A 19913-nucleotide genomic window follows, 5' to 3' on the forward strand; every position below is an offset into this window, starting at 1 on the left:
CGCGGCGTTTTTGTTTATGCGCTACCTACTCAGCGAGTTTCGCTGAGATTGGCCTTGGGCGCCAGGCGGTCGAACACTTCGGGGGTCAACGCTGCTTCACCCGCTTCGTCGAGCACATCGCGTGGTCGCTCACTGCCGGGGATGCTGCTGTCGAGCATGCTCAGCAGCTGCGCGCCGCGCGCGGTGAGCACGAAATTTTCGCCGTTGCCGCCTTCGTCTTCCGGGCGTGGTTCGATAAAGCCGTTTTGCAGCAGGCGCGCTTCGTAGCGAGTGGCCTCGGCGCGTAGATGATCGAGATCGTCCACGGGGGCTCCGGCGTTTTCCTGTTCCGCTGCCAGGTCTTCGGCATAGCGACGTGGGGCGAACGGCTTGCCGGCGGAGTTCTGCGCCTCGTGCAACAGACGCTCGATCAGGTCCCAGTCATGCTTCATGGCTGTCTCTCCCTATGCAATGGGCTTATGAAGTCCGACTTCAGCAACGCACTACGGTTCGACCTGAATTCCGCGAGCGGGGCACACAAAGCAAAACGCCCCGAACCAGTCGGGGCGTTTTTGGGGGGGGCAGCTGCCGTGATCAGGCGCGACGACGGAACAGCGGTTGTGGCTGATCGGCCGAAGCCTGGTAAACCTCGCTGTAGTCCTCGAAGGCTTTCAGCGCATCGTACGGGTCCTTGTCCGCGCGCACGGCGAAGGCATCGAAACCGACACGCTTGAGGGCGAACAGCTGGTCGCGCAGCACGTCGCCGATGGCGCGAACTTCGCCCTTGTAGCCGTAGCGGGTGCGCAGCAGGTACGCGGTGGAGGAGTGACGGCCGTCGGTGAAGGCCGGGAACTCCAGGGCGATGACCTGGAAATGCGCCAGGTCATCGGCGATCTCCTCGATCTCGTCACCGGCTTCCAGCCATACGCCGAGGCCACCGTCACGGGCCTTGAGGGCGTGCGCATGCTCGCGCCACAGGGCCAGCGGGACGATGATGTCGTCGCAGTTGGGAATGACGTCCAGGGTCACGTCCTTGGCCAGCAGGTGCCAGGTCTCGTCGACCACCTGACCGTTCTTAATGATTCGTTGCATAGACGCGCTCCTTGAACGGGTCGATACCGACGCGGCGGTAGGTATCGAGGAAGCTTTCTTCTTCTGTGCGTTGCTCGACGTAGACCTTGATGATCTTGTCGATCACGTCGGCCATGTCCGCTTCGGCGAAGGATGGGCCGAGGATCTGCGCCAGGCTGGCGTCACGGCCGGCGCTGCCGCCGAGCGATACCTGATAGAACTCCTGGCCTTTCTTGTCGACGCCGAGAATGCCGATATGGCCGACGTGGTGGTGACCACAGGCGTTCATGCAGCCGGAGATGTTCAGGTCGATATTGCCGATGTCGAACAGGTAGTCGAGATCGTCGAAGCGGCGCTGAATGGCTTCGGCAATGGGGATCGACTTGGCGTTGGCCAGCGAGCAGAAATCGCCGCCCGGGCAGCAGATGATGTCGGTCAGCAGGCCGACGTTCGGCGTGGCGAAGCCTTGCTCGCGCAGCTCGCCCCACAGGGCCAGCAACTGACGCTGCTCGACGTCGGCGAGGATGATGTTCTGGTTATGGCTATTGCGCACTTCGCCGAAGGAATAACGATCGGCCAGGTCGGCGATGGCGTCCAGCTGCTTGTCGGTGACGTCGCCCGGCGCTACGCCGGTGGGCTTGAGCGACAGGGTCACGGCGACGTAGCCAGGCTTCTTGTGGGCGAAGGTGTTGCGCTCGCGCCAGCGGGCGAAACCGGGATGTTCGGCGTTCTGCTGGGCGAGCAGGGCGTCTTCGTCCTGCAGGGGCAGATAGGCCGGATCGACGAAGTGCGCGGCAACGCGGGCGACTTCGGCTTCGGTCAGGGTGCTAGGGCCATCCTTGAGGTGCGCCCACTCGGCGTCCACACGCTGGGCGAACACCTCGGGAGTCAGTGCCTTGACCAGAATCTTGATGCGCGCCTTGTACTTGTTATCGCGACGGCCATAGCGGTTGTACACGCGCAGGATGGCGTCGAGATAGCTGATCAGGTGCTGCCAGGGCAGAAATTCGTTGATGAAGCTGCCGACGATCGGGGTACGGCCCAGGCCGCCGCCGACGGAAACGCGGAAGCCCAGCTCGCCGGCTTCGTTCTTCACCGCTTCCAGGCCGATGTCATGCACTTCGATAGCGGCGCGGTCGCTCACGGCACCGTTGACGGCGATCTTGAACTTGCGCGGCAGGTGCGAAAATTCGGGGTGGAAGGTCGACCACTGACGGATGATTTCGCACCAGGGGCGCGGATCGACGATCTCGTCCTTGGCCACGCCGGCGAACTGGTCGGTGGTGGTGTTGCGGATGCAGTTGCCGCTGGTCTGGATGGCGTGCATCTGCACGGTGGCCAGCTCGGCAAGAATCTCCGGCACGTCTTCGAGCTCCGGCCAGTTGTACTGGACGTTCTGCCGGGTGCTGATATGGGCATAACCCTTGTCGTAGTCGCGGGCGATGCGCGCGAGTACGCGAACCTGGGCGGACGACAGCAGGCCGTAAGGCACGGCGACGCGCAGCATGGGCGCGAAACGCTGGATATACAGACCGTTCTGCAGGCGCAGCGGACGGAATTCCTCGCCGCTCAGCTCTCCGGCGAGGTAGCGGCGGGTTTGATCGCGGAACTGCTTGACGCGATCCTCGACGATCTTTTGATCGTACTGGTCATATACGTACATGAAGGGTCCTGTTTTCAGGCTGCTTACTGCCAATCAGCGCGCACGGCCGCGCACTCCCCGAGGAGCCGGGGCACGATACCAGCTCAGGTTTATGCGTAAAAGTGATGTTTGAATATATAAACCTAGGTTTAAGGAATAAGACTGCTCTGGAACATAACCATAGGGTTTGAGCGATGGCCAAGGCTGGTCTTAAATGCAGTGTGCATCACCCAAAAGCACAAGAAGAGGGGGGAACCATGAGCGAACACACCGAAGTGGAAAATGCCGACAGCGTTATCGATGCCTGGGCGATCTTTTGCCTGATCCTGATTGCGGTAGGTACGGCGGTCTTCTGGGTCAGCGGTCAGTGAGAGCGAAGGCCGACACGCATTAGCGGTCGGCCTTTTGTCATTTGCGCCCTATACTGCGCCCCGTTGATTGGGGAGGGGTGCCGTGATCCGGTGGGTGTTGGGCTTGTGGTTATTACTGTGCTGCGCATTGGCGTCAGCACAATCCCGTGCGCCGTCTGTGGTCTTCCTCAATCCCGGCTATTCCGACGAGCCGTTCTGGACCGATTACACCCGCTACATGCAGGACGCCGCAGGCGATCTCGGCATCGAGCTGAAAGTACTCTACGGCGAGCGTGATCCAGCGCGCATGCTAAGCAACGCCCGGCAGGTGCTGGACGCTGAGCACCCTGATTACCTGATCTTCACCAACGAGCAGTTCCTGGGGCCTTCGCTTCTGCGCCTGTTCGAGGCCAGCCAGGTTGGTCTTTTCGCCTTGCACAGCACGCTCACCGACGAGCAGCAGGCGCTGATCGGTGGCAGTCGCGAACGTCACCGCAACTGGCTCGGTAGCCTGGTTCCCAATGATGAAGAGGCGGGTTACCTGATGGGACGCGAGCTGATCGCGCTCGCCAAGGGACAGCCGGCCGAGTTGCTGGCGTTTTCCGGGGTCAAGCAAACGCCGTCATCGATCTTGCGTCTGGCCGGTTTGCAACGTGCGCTGAACGAGGCGCCGCATGTGCGTCTGGTACAGGCGGTGCATGGTGAGTGGCAGGAGCAGCGCGCCTATGAGCAGGCGGTGAGCCTGTTGCCGCGCTATCCGGATGTGAACCTGGTCTGGTCCGCGAACGATGCAATGGCCTTTGGCGTGATGCGTGCAGCGGGCGAGCAGGGCAGAGAGCTGCGCTATGCCACTCTGAACAACTCGGCTCGAGTGCTGCAGGCGCATATCGATGGACGCATCGATGTTCTGGCGAGCGGCCACTTCATTCTGGGTGCCTGTGCCCTGGTGATGCTCAGTGACCATGCCCGTGATCTGGATTTCATCGCGCGCGGTGGCCAGGACCAGGTGGCATCCCTGTTGCGTCTGGTCGACAGGGCGCAATCGCGGAAACTGCTGGCACGCCTTGGCCAGCCGGACATCGACATGGACTTTCGCCGGTTCAGCGCACTGGCGCAGCCCCAACAGCCGCGCTACGACTGCTCGATAGCATCCCTGCTGGACTGATCAGCCAGTTGCAAGGTGCAGGATCAATTTCACCGTGACCAGCAGCACGATCACGAACAGCGCGGTGAACAACACACCGAGCAGAATGAAATGGCTGGGCTTGCCGCGACTGAAGTCGCGGCTGCGGTTCTTCCCGCTCTGCACACCGAGCGCTGCCGCCAGCACGCTCTGCAACATCTCGCGCAGGGTCAGCGGGCTCTGTTCGGGGTCTTTGTCCTGATTGCTCATGATTGGCCTCTACGTCAGTCCTGCAAGCATAGTCTGCAGCCGCGAAGTCGCCACGAAGGGGCTAGGCTGGTGGCGGCGAATCAGGCAATCTGCCTGGTCGCTGATCACCGGCCTTGACCATGTCTGACGATCCCTTCCCCGACGACGCCGCGCAGACCGAGCGCACTCGCGAGACCATCCTGCGCTACCACCTGAGCTGGAAGCATCGCGACCTCGACGCGGTGATGGCGCTGTACCACCCCGAGATCGAGTACAACGATTTCTACCAGCAGCGCTGCATGCGCCTGGGCGATCTGCGCGAGTACGTCGAGAACAACCTGCCGCGCCGCCCGGGCGAACTGCTGGAGCACGTCGACCGCATCCGCATCGACGGCCATACCGCCTTCATCCAGTACTGCACCAGCCTGCAGGGTGGGGAAGGGCTGGTGTCGTTTCGCACCGGCGAAGCCATTACCGTGCGCGACGGGCTGATCTGGCGGATCAACGAATATGCCACCCTGGTGCGTGAGGCCCGTGGCCCTGGCGAAGCGGCCAGTTCGCGCCCGGCCATCAGCCGCCTGGGGCTGTCGACCCGCCAGCTCGGTCAACTGGCGCAGGACCTGCAGGACTATTTCCAGCGCAGCCAGCCCTTTCTCGACCCCGAACTGGATCTGCAGCAGGTAGCGGCGGCGACGGGTTACAGCCGCAACCAGATTTCCCACCTGCTCAATCAGGTGCTGGGCGAGAGCTTCTACCGCTACGTCAATCGTGCGCGCCTGCAGTACCTGCTCGATGGCTTGCAGGCAGGGAGCGACCTCAAGCGCATCGATGAGCTGGCTTTTGCCGCCGGCTTCAATTCCCTGTCGGCCTTCTACAGCTGCTTCAAACGCCACACCGGGCTGTCGCCCAAGGCCTATCTCAAGCAGATTTCCTCGCGGGCACGCACGCAAGACAGCGACTGATCGTCACTACTAGCCTTGTGTCATCGATTGATGACGGAGGCGTGGATGAATCCCTGGCGCAACATCAGTCTGTGGATGGATCAGCTCGATGATCCGCTGCAGGCGCGGCCCAGCCTGCAAAGCGAACTGCACGCCGACGTGGCGATCATCGGAGCGGGTTACACTGGCCTGTGGACCGCCTATTACCTCAAGCGCCAGGCGCCGCAGCTGCGTGTGGTGATTCTGGAGGCCGAGACCGCCGGCTTTGGCGCCTCCGGGCGCAACGGCGGCTGGCTGATGGGCAATCTGCTCGGCGAAGATCGCCTGCTGGCCGGTCTGCCAGCGACCGAGCGCAAGGCGTCCTTCGATCTGCTGCACGGCATTCCCGATGAAGTGGCCTCGGTGGTTGCCCGGGAAGGTATCGACTGCGACCTGCGCAAGGGCGGCGTGCTGTATTGCGCCGCGCGCTATCCCGAGCAGGAAGTGCGCCTGCGTGAATATCTCGACGAACTGCGTGCGTTGGGCCTGAGCGAAGAGGATTACCGCTGGATGGCGCCCAGCGAACTGGCCGCACAGTTGCGCCTGGCCAATGCCTACGGCGCGCTGTACAGCCCGCATTGCGCGACGATCCAGCCGGCCAAGCTGGTGCGGGGGCTGGCGCGCTGCGTCGAGGGCCTGGGTGTCGAACTCTACGAGCGCAGCCCGGTGATCGACTGGCAGCCCGGCCTGGTGCGCACGGCTCATGGGCGCGTCACGGCTGATTGGGTGGTGCCGGCCATCGAAGGTTACGCTGCCAGCTTGCCGCCGCTGGGCAATCACCAGTTGCCGGTGCAGAGCCTGATCGTCGCCACCGAACCGCTGCCGGCGGACGTCTGGGCCGGTATCGGCCTGGAGCGAGGACAGGCGTTCAGCGAATTCAGCCGTCAGGTCACCTATGGCCAGCGCAGCCTCGATGATCGGCTGATCTTCGGTGCGCGCGGTGGTTATCGCTTTGGCGGACGCCTGCGCAGCGACTTCAACCTTACCGAGGGCGAGTTGGGCCTGCGCCGCTACCTGATGGGAGAAATCTTCCCGCAGTTGCGCAATGTGCGTTTGACCCATTCCTGGGGCGGCAACCTGGGCATGGCGCGGCGCTTCCAGCCGCACATGCTGCGCGACACCCGCAACCGCATCGCGCTGTCTGGCGGTTATGGCGGCGAGGGGGTCGGTGCCACCAACCTGGGCGGGCGCACCCTGGCCGATCTGATTCTTGGCCGCGACAGCGAGCTGCTGCGCCAGCCTTGGGTATTGAGTGACAGCCCGATTTCCAGCCTGCGGCGCTGGGAGCCCGAACCCTGCCGCTGGCTTGGCTACAACGCCATCATCCGCAGCTTCGTCCATGAGGACGAGGTGCTCGCCAACCCGCGCAGCCCGGCCTGGCGCCGGCGTCTGGCGCAAGCGGTGGCGGCGCGCATGGAAGGCCTGATGGGCTGAGCGAGTGCCAGCCGTCCTTTGATCCGGAGTCCACATGAACATCACCCATTTTCGTGACACCCCCAACGTCGCCCTGGACGCGTCCAACCCGGTCGCCGTGCCCCTGAGCAAGCCGGTGGCAGTTACCTCGACCACCAGCGTCGAGCGCAGTGACGGCGTAGAGACCGGTATCTGGGAATGCACGCCGGGGCGCTGGCGCCGGCAGATCGTCCAGCAGGAGTTCTGCCACTTCGTGGCGGGGCGTTGCACCTTCACCCCTGACGGCGGCGAGCCCATCGAGATTCGCGCCGGCGACGCGCTGATGATGCCGGCCAATACCCTCGGCATCTGGGACATACAAGAAACGGTGCGCAAGACCTATGTGCTGATCTTCTGAGTCAGCATTTTTCAGTACTGCCTAGAACAACAACTCACGAGGTATCCCATGCTGAAGAAACTCCTGCCGTGCCTGATCCTGGCCGGCACCGCTCATGCCGCCGATAGCGTGCGCATCTACAACTGGACCGACTACATCGCCCCGGGCACCCTCAAGCAGTTCGAAAAGAGCAGCGGCCTGGGTACCCATTACGACGTCTACGACAGCAACGAGACCCTGGACGCCAAGCTGATGGCCGGCCGTTCAGGTTACGACGTGGTCTTTCCTTCCAACCACTTCATGGCCCGGCAGATTCAGGGCGGTGCGTTGAAGAAGCTCGACCGCAGCAAGCTGCCGAACTGGAACAACCTCAACCCGGTGCTGATGAAGACGCTGGAGGTGAACGATCCGGGCAACGAGCACGGCTTCCCCTATCTGTGGGGCAGCACCGGTATCGGCTACAACGTCGACAAGGTGCGCGCAGTGCTGGGCGATGACGCGAAGATGGACAGCTGGGACGTACTGTTCGACCCGGCCAAGCTGGCCAAACTCAACGAGTGTGGCGTGGCGATCCTCGACAACGGCCCGGAAATGCTGCCAATCGCCCTGCATCACCTGGGCCTGCCACACCACAGCAAGAACCCCGAGGACTACCAGCGTGCCGAGGCGCTGCTGATGGAGATGCGCAAGAACGTGCGTTATTTCCATTCCTCCAAGTACGTCGGCGATCTGGCCAACGGCGAGATCTGCATGGCCGTGGGCTTCTCCGGCGACATCATGCAGGCCGGTGCGCGCGCTACGGAAGCGGGCAACGGCGTGAAGATCCAGTACGAGATTCCCAAGGAAGGCGCGCCGATCTGGTTCGACATGGTGGCCATGCCGGTCGATGCCGGCAACGAGGAGGGTGCTTACGCCTTCATGAACGACCTGCTGCAGCCCGAAGTGATGGCGGCCATCAGCAATCACGTGAAGTACGCCAACGGTAATGCCAAGGCCGACGCTCTGGTCGACCCGGCGCTGAAGGCGGACCCGACCGTGTATCCGCCGGAGTCGGTGATGGACAAGCTGTACACCCTGGAGGCCATGCCGCTGAAGATCGATCGGGTGCGCACGCGTATCTGGAGCAAGGTGAAGAGCGGCGTCTGAGCGTCTACTCGATGAAAAAAGCCCCGGCATGCCGGGGCTTTTCCTGTGCGTCATTCAATCGCTCATGGTTCAGACCTTGAAACGACCAAGCAGGCGATCCTGCTGCCCGACCTGCTCCACCATCGAGGCGCACTGGCGCACCTGCTGCTCGGCGCCGCCGGCCAGTTCGTGGCTGATGTCGCGAATGTTGGTGGTGTTGCGGTTGATCTCCTCGGTGGTCGCGCTCTGTTCTTCGGCCGCCGTGGCGATCTGCAGGTTCATGTCGTTGATGCGGGTGATCGCCTCACGGATACGGCCGAGCATGTCGTTGGCCGCGCCGGCGTCCTCGGCGGTCTTGCTGGCCGTGTCGCGGCTCTGCTGCATACGGCTTTCGGCCTGGCGTACACCGCCTTGCAGCTGATCGATCATCTGGCGGATTTCCTGAGTCGCCTGCTGCGTGCGTGAAGCCAGCGAGCGCACTTCATCGGCCACCACGGCAAAGCCACGGCCGGACTCGCCGGCGCGCGCTGCTTCGATGGCGGCGTTCAGTGCCAGCAGATTGGTCTGTTCGGCGATGCTGGTGATCACCTGCAGGATCGACTCGATGTTGTGGCTGAGCTTGGCCAGTTCGTTGATCGCGTGGCTGGTTTCGTCCATTTCGTTGGCCAGGTGGCGAATCGCCGAACTCGATTGCGACACCACGCGCACGCCATTCTCGGTTTCTTCGTTGGCGGCAACGGCAGCCTGGGCTGCGGCCTGGGCATTGCGTGCCACCTCTTCGGCGGTGGAGGCCATTTCCTGCATGGCGGTGGCCAGCTGATCCAGCTCCTGCAGCTGTTCCTGCAGGCGGCGGGCGGCCTGCTCCGACTCGTTCGAAGTCAGGGCCGTGCTTTCGCGGACCTGGTGCGAGCTGCCCATGACGTCGCCAATCAACGTCTGCAGGGTCTGCAGGAAGCGGTTGAACTCCTGCGACAGCTCGCCGATCTCGTCGTTGCTGGTGATCGCCAGGCGGCGCGTCAGGTCACCTTCGCCGCTGTTGATCTCACGCAACGAGGTGCTGAGCAGGCTCAGCGGCTTGAGCAGGCTGTTCATCAGCAGGCCCAGCACCACCAGGCTGATGGCCACGCCGACCAGGGTACCGACCACGGCCAGCCAGGTCAGGCGGTTGGCTTCGGCCATCACCACGCTCTCGTCCAGCACCACGCCGATGTACCAGTCCATGCCGCGCAGGTTGGGTAGCGGGGTGAAGGAGACCAGCAGGTTCTTGCCACCGGCTTCGACTTCGCGCAGTTCCTTGCCCAGCGCCGGAGTCTGGCCGTCGAACAGGTCGCTGTAGGACTTGCCGTTGTACTCGGCATTGGGGTGGGAAATGACATTGCCCGAACGACTGAGCAGGAAGGCGTAGCCGGCCCCATTGAAGTCCAGGGTGTTGACTGCATCGGCGACCGATTGCAGGCGGATATCGCCTCCGAACACGCCGAGGAACTGGCCGGCGTCGCTGATCCGGGCCACGGCGGAAATGAGGATTTCATTGGTGGTGGAGTCGACGTAGGGTTCGGTCAGCACTGCCTGGTTGCCAGCCTTGCCGGTCGCGTACCAGGGGCGCTTGCGTCCGTCCCAGTCGGCACTGGGTTTCCAGTCGTCGCTGTTCTTGATCGGTTTGCCGTCGGCTTCCAGTGCACCGAAAACCAGAATGAACTCGCTTTTGAGCAGCGGTGCGTTGAATACGCGCTGGTTTTCCTCCGGGCTGTAGTTGCTGTCGATGGTCTGCGACAGCAAATCGACAAGACGCAACTTGGCGTTGAGCCAGTTCTCGATCTGCCTGGCCAGGGCATTGCTCGATTCGGCAATGCTCGACTCGACCTGACTGCGCAGGGTGTCGCGAACCTGGCTGACCTGGGACAGCGACAGCAAGCTGGTGGTGAGGAACAGCACGGTAGCGGCGGCGATACCGACCTTGTGGGCGATTTTCATGAATGGGCTCCTGGGCGCCAAGACGACGGGGCTGCATCCATGCAATGCGGTTCTTTGCAAACCTAGTACAGTGCTGGCGTTTTGCCTGCTGGACGTGTGGTCTCTCTGTACGCTTCTGTATCGGTTCGCAGGCGCCGTTCTTGAGCCGTAGAATTTCGCGCGTTGTCAGTCGCGCTTTCTGTGCAGGCGACTGGTATTGACCACATCCACCGCGCGGGCGCGCAATTGGCCGCAACCGCCGTCGACATCCTGGCCGGCCGAGTTGCGCACCTTGGTCAGCACGCCACGGCTGTGCAGATAGCGCACCATCTCGACGATGCGCTCGCCGTCGGGACGCTGGTAGTCGTCGGCTTCCAGGCTGTTGTAGGGGATCAGGTTGAGCACGGCGAACTTGCCCTTGAACAGGCGCAGGATATTGTCCATCTCTTCCTGGCTGTCGTTGATGCCCTTGAGCAGGGTCCACTGGTACTGGATCGGGTAGTCGATGGTGCGCGCGTAGGCCTCGCCCAGTTCCACCAGCTCTTCGGGATCGATGCGCGGCGCCTTGGGCAGCAGGCGCTGGCGCAGTTCGGCGTTGGTGGTATGCAGTGACAGCGCCAGTGCAGGGCGCACGCGCTGCTTGGGCAGGCGCTCGAACACCCGTGGGTCGCCAACGGTGGAGAACACCAGGTTGCGCTGACCGATGCCGCCCTCGGTGCCGAGCAGGTCGATGGCATCAAGCACGTTGTCGAGGTTGTGCGCCGGCTCGCCCATGCCCATGAACACCACTTTCTTCACCGGACGAAAGCGCCTGCCCAGGGCGACCTGGGCGACCATTTCGGCGCTGCTGAGCTGGCGCAGCAGGCCGCTCTTGCCGGTCATGCAGAACACGCAGGCCACGGCGCAGCCCACCTGGCTGGAGATGCACAGGCCATCGCGCGGCAGCAGTACGCTTTCCACCATCTGTTTGTCGGCCAACTCCACCAGCAGGCGTGCCGAGCCATCGGCGCCAGGGTGTTCGGAACGCAGCCGGGCCAGTGCATCCAGTTCGCTGGCGATGGCCGGCAACCCTTCGCGTACCGTCAGTGGCAGGAAGTTCTCGGTCTTCTGGTGCTTGGTGCCGGTATCCAACGCCTTGCCCTGCAGCCAGGCACGGGTGATGCGCCCGATATGCTGGGGTTTGGCGCCAAGGTCGGCGAGGCGTTGGTTGAGTTCGGTGAGCTGCATGGGGCGCGCATGCTATCACTTGGCCTTGGGAGCGACCACGTCGAAGCGCAGCACGCCGATCATCTGCCCGGCTTCGGTAACGACCCGCACCTGCCAGCGGCCTTCGGGCGAGGCCGGGAAGTTGAGTTTGTGCGTCCAGGCGCGATAGCCCTCCTTGCGTCCCCCGCTGATGTCCAGCGCAATGCGCTCGACTTCCTGGCCGTTGTGCTGCCAGACGTGGTAGATGCGCTCGTTGAGGCCGCGTGGCGCGTTGATCGAGGTGTAGGCGTAGAGTCCGTCGGCGCGTAGTCGTTCCGGGCTGATCTGTTGCAGGCTCTCGCCAGGCGTACGTTGCGCGCCGTCGAAATGGTCGCTGATCGCCACCTCGGTCAGCCACAGCGTTGCCGGTGGCACCCAGCTCCGCGCCATCCAGCCGGCGCTGGCCATCGCCAGCGGCAGAGCGGCCAGCAGCACGATGCGTCGCCAGCCAGCGAAGCCGATCAGGCCGGGCAGGCTCGGCAGCGCCAGCACCGTGGCGACCAGCAGGGCGATGCGGTAGCTCTGCGGCGTGCTGAGGTGAAAGATGATCGGCAGCGCGGTGAGCATCACCGCGAACAGCGCCAGGCTGTGAAAGATCAGCAGCAGCCAGCGGCGCGGCGCCAGCCAGCGGTAGTAGATCGGGTCGGTGATCGAGGCCAGGGCGGCGATCGCCAGCAGGCCGCTGAACAGTAACTGCCCGCTGTTCCAGGTGGTGGTGATGAAGAAGAAGGGCAGGACGAAGAACAGGCTTTCCTGGTGGATCATCTGCGTGCCATAGCGCAGCAGCGGCAGCGGCAACTCGAAGCCGAAGCGCCGGGCAATGCGTTCGCGCAGCAGGTTCTCCAGGATCAACCAGACCCAGCTGACCAGCAACACCACGCCCAGCACCTTGGCCAGATGCGCCTGGCGGTCGACCAGGAGAAAACTGGCCACGCCCGAGCAGAAGCCGAACAGGGCGACCAGGCCCGGGTAACGGCGCAGCAGGGCGATCAGCGTGGGGATGCGGTCGAGCACGACTTTCATGGCAGCGGCAAATGGCAGTGTTGGGCGCGCATCCTAGGTAGCGCGAGCCTTGGCTGCAAGCGAGTCGTCAGCTGTGCTGGCGGTGCCGGGCCGCTTGCGGCAATATTGCGCCCCCGTTTCACCACCGAGTCCGAAAACGATGAAATTCATCCATCAACGCGAGCATCTGGAAGAGGGCGATCTGGTGGTCATCCAATGTTCGCAGCCCTGCAACATCCGCCTGATGAACGATGCCAACTTCCGCGCGTTCAGGAATCGTGGTCGTCACAGCTATCACGGCGGCGCCTTCATCAAGTTCCCGGCGAAGATCCGCGTGCCCTCCAGCGGTTTCTGGAACATCACGCTGGATACCGTGAGCCGTAAAGCGGTGAGCGTGACGCGCAAGCCGCAGATGGAATACAGCATCAAGATCGTCCGTCGCCCGGGCGCTTGATGGCGAGACCCATGCCGTACGTCGCACGGCGCTGAAGAAAAAGACTAAACGAGGTCATGCCGGACGAAGTCAGAACCGATGAACCCAGAAAAAGGAGAGTCAGTATGCTGAAGTTTCTCGGAGGAACCGTCGGTGTCATTTTCATCATCGGCCTGATCGTGGTGATTGGCTTGCTGTCACTGATCTTCTAGGCAATCAACAGCCCCGCTGCCTGCAGCGGGGCCGATCGCATTCAGAGCCTCTCGCGCTGGTTGCCCTGGTGTTGTTCGCACGTCATGAAGCCCTTGCTGTCGACCCGACCATCGACGTCGAAATCCACGTAATAGGGCTGTTCCAGGCCGTCGACATTGAGCACATAGTTGTTGCAGGTGCCGCCTGTGACGCTGTTACGCACGTCCGAAGAGGGGGGGCCACCGAGGGTGCGCACCTGCTCCTGAGTCATGCCATCGTCGACCTGCTTGACCAGTGGCTCGTTGCGAAAGGTCAGGTAATCGGCCGGGTTCTCGAAGGTCGAGCAACCGCTCACCGCGGTCGCTACGGCCAGTACTGCAAGGCTGTGCTTGTACATGTCATCGCTCCGTCGATTGAGCCGAAATGGCTCGACATGTTTTGGAGCTGCGCTCATGCAGGAGAGTTCGAGTATTTCGATGATCGGCGCGACTCGCCTCGCGGTCGTCGCTTCGCGCATGAAAAGAGCCCGCGAATGCGGGCTCTTTTCAATCAGTCGTCGTAGCCGAGGTTCGGCATCAGCCAGCGTTCACTGACGGCGACGTCCTGACCTTTGCGCTTGCTGTACTGCTCGATCTGATCCTTGTCGACCTTGCCCACGGCAAAATACTGCGCTTCGGGGTGGGCGAAGTACCAACCTGACACCGCCGCCGCCGGGAACATGGCGTAGTGCTCGGTGAGGAACACGCCGCTCTTGCCGGCCTTGTGGTAGTCGGCCTCGGGGTCGAGCAGCTTGAACAGCGTGGCCTTCTCGGTGTGATCCGGGCAGGCCGGGTAGCCGGGGGCGGGGCGGATGCCCTTGTACTGCTCGCGGATCAGCGCTTCGTTGTCCAGCTGCTCGTCCCTGGCATACCCCCAGTATTCCTTGCGCACGCGCTCGTGCAGCCATTCGGCGCAAGCTTCGGCAAGGCGGTCGGCCAGGGCCTTGACCATGATCGCGTTGTAATCGTCGCCCTTGGCCTCGTAAGCCTTGGCCACTTCCTCGGCGCCGATGCCGGCAGTGGTGATGAAACCGCCGACGTAGTCGGTCACGCCGCTGTCCTTGGGCGCGACGAAGTCGGCCAGCGACAGGTTCGGCTTGCCATCGGGCTTGATGGTTTGCTGACGCAGGTGGTGCAGGGTGGCCAACTGCTCGCCATCGTTCCCATACACCTCGATATCGTCGTCGCGCACCTGATTGGCCGGCCAGAAACCCAGCACCGCGCGCGCCTTGATCAGCTTCTCGTCGATGAGTTTTTTCAGCAGTTGCCGGGCATCGGCAAACAAGGCGGTGGCCGCTTCGCCGACGACTTCATCGGTGAGGATACGCGGGTATTTGCCGGCCAGGTCCCAGGAGATGAAGAAGGGCGTCCAGTCGATGTACTCGGCCAGCACGTTGAGGTCGATATCATCCAGCACCTTGACGCCGGTGAAGCTCGGCTTCGGTGCGCTATAGCTCGGCCAGTCGAACTTCGGCTTGTTGGCGATGGCGTTGTCGTAACTCAGGCGCTCGGTGCGCGAGGCGCGCGCGGAGGTACGCTCACGCACGACCACGTATTCGTCGCGGGTACGCTGCACGAAGTCGGGTTTGAGTTCCTTGGACAGCAGCTGGGTGGCCACGCCGACGGCGCGCGAAGCGTCGGTGACGTAAACCACCGCGTCGTTGCTGTACTGCGGGTCGATCTTCACCGCCGTGTGCGCCTTGGAGGTGGTGGCGCCGCCGATCATCAGCGGCAGGGTGAAGCCCTGGCGCTGCATTTCCTTGGCAACGTGGACCATCTCGTCCAGCGACGGGGTGATCAGGCCGGACAGGCCGATGATGTCGCATTTTTCGGCGATGGCGGTCTGCAGGATCTTCTCCGCCGGCACCATCACGCCCAGGTCGACGATGTCGTAGCCGTTGCAGCCCAGTACCACGCCGACGATGTTCTTGCCGATGTCGTGCACGTCACCCTTGACCGTGGCCATGAGGATCTTGCCCTTGGCTTCCGGCTTGTCACCTTTCTCTGCTTCGATGAAGGGAATCAGGTGCGCCACGGCCTGCTTCATCACGCGGGCGGATTTGACCACCTGGGGCAGGAACATCTTGCCCGAGCCGAACAGGTCGCCAACGATGTTCATGCCGCTCATCAGCGGGCCTTCGATGACTTCGATGGGACGCGCGCACTGCTGGCGGCACTCTTCGGTGTCTTCGACGATGAAGGCAGTGATGCCCTTGACCAGCGCGTGTTCCAGGCGCTTGACGACCGACAGCGAACGCCACTCTTCGTTTTCGACTTCCTTGGCGGCGCCGTCACCCTTGTATTGGTCGGCGATGGCCAGCAGGGCGTCGGTGCCGCCGGGTGTGCGGTTGAGCACCACGTCCTCGACCCTGTCGCGCAGCTCCTTGGGAATCTCGTCGTAGATTTCCAGCTGGCCGGCGTTGACGATGCCCATGGTCAGGCCATTCTGGATCGCGTAGTAGAGGAACACCGAGTGGATCGCCTCGCGCACCGGGTTGTTGCCGCGGAACGAGAACGACACGTTGGACACGCCGCCCGAGCTCAGTGCATAGGGCAGGTTGTCGCGAATGAAGGCGCAGGCCTCGATGAAATCGACCGCGTAGTTGTTGTGTTCCTCGATGCCGGTGGCGACGGCGAAGATGTTCGGGTCGAAGATGATGTCTTCCGGCGGGAAGCCCACTTCATTGACCAGAATGTCATAGCTGCGCTGGCAGATTTCCTTCTTGCGTGCAGCGGTGTCGGCCTGTCCGGCTTCATCGAAGGCCATCACCACCACGGCGGCGCCGTAGCGCTTGCACAGCTTGGCGTGGTGCTTGAACTGCTCCACGCCTTCCTTCATCGAGATGGAGTTGACGATGCCCTTGCCCTGGATGCACTTGAGGCCGGCTTCGATCACCTCCCACTTCGAGGAGTCGATCATGATCGGCACGCGGGAGATGTCCGGCTCGCCGGCAATCAGGTTGAGGAACCTGACCATGGCGGCTTTCGAGTCGAGCATGCCCTCGTCCATGTTGATGTCGATCACCTGGGCACCGGCTTCCACCTGCTGCAGGGCGACTTCCAGCGCCTCGGTGTAGTTTTCCTCGCGGATCAGGCGGGCGAACTTGGCCGAACCGGTGATGTTGGTGCGCTCGCCGACGTTGACGAACAGCGAGTTGCGGTCGATGGTGAAGGGCTCGAGGCCGGACAGGCGGCAGGCCTTGGGTATGTCCGGGATCACGCGTGGCGGGTACTTGGCCACGGCCTCGGCGATGGCCTGGATATGCCCCGGCGTAGTGCCGCAGCAACCGCCGATGATATTCAGAAAACCGCTGGCGGCGAACTCTTCGACCACCGCAGCCATCTCGGCGGGCGATTCGTCGTACTCACCGAAGGCATTGGGCAGGCCGGCGTTGGGGTGGGCGGACACATGGGTGTCGGCCTTGGTCGACAATTCTTCCAGGTAGGGGCGCAGGTCCTTGGCGCCAAGGGCGCAGTTCAGACCGACGGAGATTGGCTTGGCGTGTCGCACCGAGTTCCAGAATGCCTCGGTGGTCTGGCCGGACAGCGTACGGCCGGAGGCATCGGTGATGGTGCCGGAAATCATGATCGGCAGCTCGACGCTGTCTTCGTCGAAGACCTGCTGCACGGCGAAGATCGCTGCCTTGGCGTTCAAGGTGTCGAAGATGGTCTCGATCAGGATCAGGTCGGCGCCGCCGGCGATCAGGCCACGGGTAGCCTCGGTGTAGTTGTCGACCAGTTCGTCGAAGGTGACGTTGCGGTAGCCGGGATCGTTGACGTCCGGGGAGATCGAACAGGTCCGACTGGTCGGGCCCAGCACACCGGCGACGAAGCGCGGGCGATCCGGGGTTTCCAACGTCTTGGCATCGGCCACTTCACGGGCTACGCGGGCACCGGCCAGGTTCAGCTCATAGGCCAGGCTTTCCATGCCGTAGTCGGCCTGGGACACCTGGGTGGCATTGAAAGTGTTGGTTTCCAGGATGTCGGCGCCGGCATCCAGATAGGCCTTCTCGATGGCAGCGATGATCTGTGGCTGGCTGAGCAGCAGCAGGTCGTTGTTGCCCTTCACGTCGCTCGGCCAGTCGGCAAAGCGCTCACCACGGTAGTCGGCCTCTTCCAGCTTGTAGCTCTGGATCATGGTGCCCATGCCGCCATCGAGGATCAGGATGCGCTCCTTCAGGGCTTGCTGGAGGGCGTGGAGGCGGGCGCTGCGATCGGACATGAGAACTACCTGAGCAAAGCGAAAACAGAGGGGCGCGATGATAGCAAAGCTGCAGGGTTCTGGAGCGTCAGAGGACTTTCCATGAATTTCATTCATGTTGCCGAGGGCGGCGTCTCGTTAGAATTGCCAGCATCGCAATCAAGGACGTGGTCATGCTCAAGCCCGCTGCTCTGTTTCTTCTTTCTTTCGCAGCCGGTCTGGCCCGAGCGGAAGCGATTTCCTATATCGACGACGTCCAACCGATCCTTACCCACAAATGTGTGGCCTGCCATACCTGCTATGACGCGCCGTGTCAGCTCAATCTGGGCAGTGGCGAAGGCATCGCGCGCGGCGCCAGCAAGCAGCCGGTGTACGACGGCACACGCAGCCAGGCGCAAGCGACCACTCGGCTGTATCTGGATGCACAGGGCGAGGCCGCCTGGCGCCAGCGCGACTTTCATTCGGTGCTCGATGGCGAGAACGGCCAGGCTGCGCTGATCAAGCGCATGTTGGAGCTGGGTCGCAGTCAGCCATTGGAGCCCAATGCCAAGCTCCCGGACACTCTCGATATTGCCATCACCCGCAGCAACAGCTGTTCATTGCCGGCTGAGTTCGCCGCCTACGCACAGAAGAATCCCCATGGCGGTATGCCGTTCGCCGTGACGGGTCTGAACGATGACGAGTACGCCACCCTGGAACAGTGGCTGGCGCAGGGCGCGCCGGTCGCCGAGCTGGCGCTCACGCCCAGCGCGGTCGAGTTGCGCCAGGTGGCGGAGTGGGAAAACTTCATGAATGCGCCCGGTGCGCGGCAGAATCTGGTGTCGCGCTGGTTGTACGAGCATTTGTTCCTCGCGCATCTGCACTTCGAGGGCGGTGAGTTTGGGCACTTCTTCCAGATGGTCCGTTCGCGCACCCCCAGCGGCGAACCCATCGATCCTATCGCCACGCGCCGCCCCAACGAGGATCCAGGCACCGAGTTCTACTACCGGCTGTGGCCGATCCAGGGCGTGATCGTGCACAAGACGCACATCACCTATCCGTTGGGTGACGCCAAGCTGGCGCGGGTCAAGGAGCTGTTCTTCGGCGAAGATTGGGCGCTGGACGCTGTGCCCGGTTACGGAGCACAACGTCGCGCCAACCCCTTCGAAACCTTCGCCGCGATTCCGGCGCGTGCGCGTTATCAGTTCATGCTGGATAACGCCGAATACTTCGTGCGCACCTTTATCCGTGGCCCGGTGTGTCGCGGGCAGATCGCCACTGACGTGATTCGCGACAACTTCTGGGCCGTGTTCCAGGCGCCGGAGCACGATCTCTACATCACCGATGTCAATTACCAGCGCGAGGCCACGCCGCTGCTGGCCATGCCCGGCCAGTTCGACGATATCGGCGATCTGCTGGGTCTGTGGCGCAACTATCGCGACAAGCGCAACGATTACGAGAACCTGCGCAAGGACGCTTACGCCGACGCCCCTCCTGCAGACTGGGCGCATATCTGGAGCGGCAACGACAACGCGCTGCTGTCGATCTTCCGCCAGCACGACAGTGCCTCGGTGCGCAAAGGCCTGCTCGGCGAGATTCCGCAGACCCTCTGGTGGCTGGATTACCCGCTGCTGGAGCGCACCTACTACCAACTGGTGGTCAACTTCGACGTGTTCGGCAACGTCTCGCACCAGGCGCAGACGCGGTTGTATTTCGATCTGATCCGCAATGGTGCCGAGGTGAACTTCCTGCGCCTGCTGCCAGCACGTTCTCGTGAGGCTTACCTGGATGACTGGTATCAGAACAGCGGCAAGTTGAAGATGCTGCTGGACTACAGCTCGGTCGATCATCGCTCGCCAAGCGCCATTGGCCTGACCGGTGACGATCCGAAGAAGCAGTTCGCCGAGCAACTGCTGCAACGCTACGGCAAACTCAACGCGCGTCCTGATCCGATCAACCGCTGCACGGGCGCACAGTGTTATCGCGACGGTTTGCCCAGGGAGCTGCAACATGTCGAGCAGACGTTGGCGCGCCTGGCCAGTCGTCCGGCGGGCGGCTTGCGGGTGATCGATCAACTGCCAGAAGCGACGATGCTGCGGGTGGAGCTGAGCGATGGTTCGCGTGAGATCTACAGCCTGCTGCGCAACCGCGCACACAGCAATGTGGCGTTCATGCTGGGCGAGGAGCTGCGCTATCAGCCGCGCCTGGACACCCTGACCATCTACCCGGAAGTGCTGAGCAGTTATCCGAATTTCCTGTTCACGGTCAAAGCGGGCGAGGTGGATGCCTTCGTCAAGCAGATGGAGGGCGTCAGCGACGCAAGATCCTTCGAGCGTCTCGTCGAGCGCTGGGGCGTACGGCGTAGTCATCCCGAGTTTTGGCGCTATTTCCATGATATCGCCGAGCATATTCGCGAAACCCAACCGTTGGAGGCGGGCGTGCTGGACATGAACCGCTACCAGAACCTCTGAGCGCATCACCGGAGCGCATGTGAAGTGCGCTCCGGATTACTTGTCACATGGCGGCCATGGCTGCGATCAATTCCTACTAATTTAGTTGGGC

General features: G+C 62.8%; 17 protein-coding genes and 1 pseudogene. 8 read left to right on the forward strand and 10 right to left on the reverse strand.

Translation table 11 applies throughout. From position 1 onward, the window contains the following. Positions 1-29: 29 nt before the first annotated feature. The 3 genes from ACN0X6_RS04540 to ACN0X6_RS04550 form a co-directional block, all read right to left on the reverse strand. Positions 30-431, reverse strand: a complete 402-nt coding sequence (locus ACN0X6_RS04540) for a transcriptional regulator (RefSeq protein WP_417702462.1) — start codon at positions 429-431, stop codon at positions 30-32. A 142-nt stretch (positions 432-573) separates the two neighbouring features. Next, positions 574-1071, reverse strand: coding sequence for a DUF934 domain-containing protein (locus tag ACN0X6_RS04545; protein ID WP_064494784.1), 498 nt, complete (start codon positions 1069-1071; stop codon positions 574-576). After that, complete coding sequence (locus ACN0X6_RS04550; protein ID WP_417702464.1) at positions 1055-2713, reverse strand: nitrite/sulfite reductase; 1659 nt, start codon at positions 2711-2713, stop codon at positions 1055-1057. The genes ACN0X6_RS04545 and ACN0X6_RS04550 overlap by 17 nt, the downstream gene beginning before the upstream one ends. Positions 2714-3178: 465 nt before the next feature. Here ACN0X6_RS04550 and ACN0X6_RS04555 point away from each other — a divergent pair, with 465 nt between their 5' ends. Then, positions 3179-4207: an ABC transporter substrate-binding protein gene (locus ACN0X6_RS04555; protein WP_417702725.1), complete on the forward strand. Its 1029-nt coding sequence runs from the start codon at positions 3179-3181 to the stop codon at positions 4205-4207. Here the strand turns inward: ACN0X6_RS04555 and ACN0X6_RS04560 are convergent, their stop codons facing one another. Then, the gene (locus ACN0X6_RS04560; protein WP_417702466.1) at positions 4208-4435 is read right to left on the reverse strand and encodes a DUF2970 domain-containing protein; all 228 of its coding nucleotides are present in this window, start codon (positions 4433-4435) and stop codon (positions 4208-4210) included. A 119-nt stretch (positions 4436-4554) separates the two neighbouring features. Here ACN0X6_RS04560 and ACN0X6_RS04565 point away from each other — a divergent pair, with 119 nt between their 5' ends. The 4 genes from ACN0X6_RS04565 to ACN0X6_RS04580 are packed head-to-tail and all read left to right on the forward strand — an operon-like array spanning position 4555 to position 8329. Beyond that, entirely contained in the window at positions 4555-5376 is an 822-nt protein-coding gene (locus ACN0X6_RS04565; RefSeq protein ID WP_417702467.1) for a helix-turn-helix domain-containing protein, read from the forward strand. Between the two features lie 45 nt (positions 5377-5421). Then, positions 5422-6828 (forward strand): NAD(P)/FAD-dependent oxidoreductase, encoded by a 1407-nt coding sequence (locus ACN0X6_RS04570; RefSeq protein WP_417702469.1) that lies wholly within the window; start codon positions 5422-5424, stop codon positions 6826-6828. 34 nt (positions 6829-6862) lie between these two features. Then, entirely contained in the window at positions 6863-7204 is a 342-nt protein-coding gene (locus ACN0X6_RS04575) for a cupin domain-containing protein (RefSeq protein WP_160018062.1), read from the forward strand. Between the two features lie 48 nt (positions 7205-7252). Further along, the gene (locus ACN0X6_RS04580) at positions 7253-8329 is read left to right on the forward strand and encodes a polyamine ABC transporter substrate-binding protein (protein ID WP_417702471.1); all 1077 of its coding nucleotides are present in this window, start codon (positions 7253-7255) and stop codon (positions 8327-8329) included. A gap of 69 nt (positions 8330-8398) precedes the next feature. On the opposite strand, the gene ACN0X6_RS04585 is transcribed toward ACN0X6_RS04580, so the two are convergent. From ACN0X6_RS04585 to ACN0X6_RS04600, 4 genes and pseudogenes are all read right to left on the reverse strand, one after another. Next, on the reverse strand, positions 8399-9226 hold the full coding sequence (locus tag ACN0X6_RS04585) for a methyl-accepting chemotaxis protein (protein ID WP_397428113.1): 828 nt from the start codon (positions 9224-9226) through the stop codon (positions 8399-8401). A 30-nt stretch (positions 9227-9256) separates the two neighbouring features. Beyond that, positions 9257-10282 (reverse strand): annotated as a pseudogene (locus ACN0X6_RS04590) (cache domain-containing protein); the annotation flags it as partial. Between the two features lie 165 nt (positions 10283-10447). Next, positions 10448-11488 (reverse strand): RNA methyltransferase, encoded by a 1041-nt coding sequence (locus tag ACN0X6_RS04595; RefSeq protein WP_417702473.1) that lies wholly within the window; start codon positions 11486-11488, stop codon positions 10448-10450. Positions 11489-11503: 15 nt separating this feature from the next. Next, positions 11504-12529 (reverse strand): DUF5924 family protein, encoded by a 1026-nt coding sequence (locus ACN0X6_RS04600; RefSeq protein ID WP_417702475.1) that lies wholly within the window; start codon positions 12527-12529, stop codon positions 11504-11506. Between the two features lie 139 nt (positions 12530-12668). Here ACN0X6_RS04600 and ACN0X6_RS04605 point away from each other — a divergent pair, with 139 nt between their 5' ends. Together ACN0X6_RS04605 and ACN0X6_RS04610 are read left to right on the forward strand one after the other, a co-directional pair. Next, positions 12669-12962 carry a DUF1883 domain-containing protein gene (locus tag ACN0X6_RS04605; RefSeq protein ID WP_074678475.1) on the forward strand — a complete coding sequence of 98 codons (294 nt, stop codon included), beginning with the start codon at positions 12669-12671 and terminating at the stop codon, positions 12960-12962. 56 nt (positions 12963-13018) lie between these two features. Beyond that, positions 13019-13153, forward strand: coding sequence for a hypothetical protein (locus ACN0X6_RS04610; RefSeq protein ID WP_417702477.1), 135 nt, complete (start codon positions 13019-13021; stop codon positions 13151-13153). A gap of 41 nt (positions 13154-13194) precedes the next feature. Here ACN0X6_RS04610 and osmE read toward each other — a convergent pair whose 3' ends face one another. Together osmE and metH are read right to left on the reverse strand one after the other, a co-directional pair. After that, positions 13195-13530, reverse strand: a complete 336-nt coding sequence (gene osmE, locus ACN0X6_RS04615; RefSeq protein WP_417702479.1) for an osmotically-inducible lipoprotein OsmE — start codon at positions 13528-13530, stop codon at positions 13195-13197. 152 nt (positions 13531-13682) lie between these two features. Continuing rightward, complete coding sequence (gene metH / locus ACN0X6_RS04620) at positions 13683-17393, reverse strand: methionine synthase (protein WP_417702481.1); 3711 nt, start codon at positions 17391-17393, stop codon at positions 13683-13685. Positions 17394-17545: 152 nt separating this feature from the next. Between metH and ACN0X6_RS04625 the strand changes: the two genes are divergently transcribed. Then, positions 17546-19822: a fatty acid cis/trans isomerase gene (locus tag ACN0X6_RS04625; protein WP_417702483.1), complete on the forward strand. Its 2277-nt coding sequence runs from the start codon at positions 17546-17548 to the stop codon at positions 19820-19822. The last annotated feature ends 91 nt before the right edge of the window (positions 19823-19913 follow it).

Source organism: Pseudomonas sp. (genome assembly GCF_048269965.1).
Lineage (GTDB): Bacteria > Pseudomonadota > Gammaproteobacteria > Pseudomonadales > Pseudomonadaceae > Aquipseudomonas.

Excerpts from the sequence above, each read along its gene's own strand:
- ACN0X6_RS04540 (WP_417702462.1), bottom strand. The coding sequence starts at position 431 with ATGAAGCATGACTGGGACCTGATCGAGCGTCTGTTGCACGAGGCGCAG.
- ACN0X6_RS04545 (WP_064494784.1), bottom strand. The coding sequence starts at position 1,071 with ATGCAACGAATCATTAAGAACGGTCAGGTGGTCGACGAGACCTGGCAC.
- ACN0X6_RS04550 (WP_417702464.1), bottom strand. The coding sequence starts at position 2,713 with ATGTACGTATATGACCAGTACGATCAAAAGATCGTCGAGGATCGCGTC.
- ACN0X6_RS04560 (WP_417702466.1), bottom strand. The coding sequence starts at position 4,435 with ATGAGCAATCAGGACAAAGACCCCGAACAGAGCCCGCTGACCCTGCGC.
- ACN0X6_RS04565 (WP_417702467.1), top strand. The coding sequence starts at position 4,555 with ATGTCTGACGATCCCTTCCCCGACGACGCCGCGCAGACCGAGCGCACT.
- ACN0X6_RS04570 (WP_417702469.1), top strand. The coding sequence starts at position 5,422 with ATGAATCCCTGGCGCAACATCAGTCTGTGGATGGATCAGCTCGATGAT.
- ACN0X6_RS04575 (WP_160018062.1), top strand. The coding sequence starts at position 6,863 with ATGAACATCACCCATTTTCGTGACACCCCCAACGTCGCCCTGGACGCG.
- ACN0X6_RS04580 (WP_417702471.1), top strand. The coding sequence starts at position 7,253 with ATGCTGAAGAAACTCCTGCCGTGCCTGATCCTGGCCGGCACCGCTCAT.
- ACN0X6_RS04585 (WP_397428113.1), bottom strand. The coding sequence starts at position 9,226 with ATGGGCAGCTCGCACCAGGTCCGCGAAAGCACGGCCCTGACTTCGAAC.
- ACN0X6_RS04595 (WP_417702473.1), bottom strand. The coding sequence starts at position 11,488 with ATGCAGCTCACCGAACTCAACCAACGCCTCGCCGACCTTGGCGCCAAA.
- ACN0X6_RS04600 (WP_417702475.1), bottom strand. The coding sequence starts at position 12,529 with ATGAAAGTCGTGCTCGACCGCATCCCCACGCTGATCGCCCTGCTGCGC.
- ACN0X6_RS04605 (WP_074678475.1), top strand. The coding sequence starts at position 12,669 with ATGAAATTCATCCATCAACGCGAGCATCTGGAAGAGGGCGATCTGGTG.
- ACN0X6_RS04610 (WP_417702477.1), top strand. The coding sequence starts at position 13,019 with ATGCCGGACGAAGTCAGAACCGATGAACCCAGAAAAAGGAGAGTCAGT.
- osmE (WP_417702479.1), bottom strand. The coding sequence starts at position 13,530 with ATGTACAAGCACAGCCTTGCAGTACTGGCCGTAGCGACCGCGGTGAGC.
- metH (WP_417702481.1), bottom strand. The coding sequence starts at position 17,393 with ATGTCCGATCGCAGCGCCCGCCTCCACGCCCTCCAGCAAGCCCTGAAG.
- ACN0X6_RS04625 (WP_417702483.1), top strand. The coding sequence starts at position 17,546 with ATGCTCAAGCCCGCTGCTCTGTTTCTTCTTTCTTTCGCAGCCGGTCTG.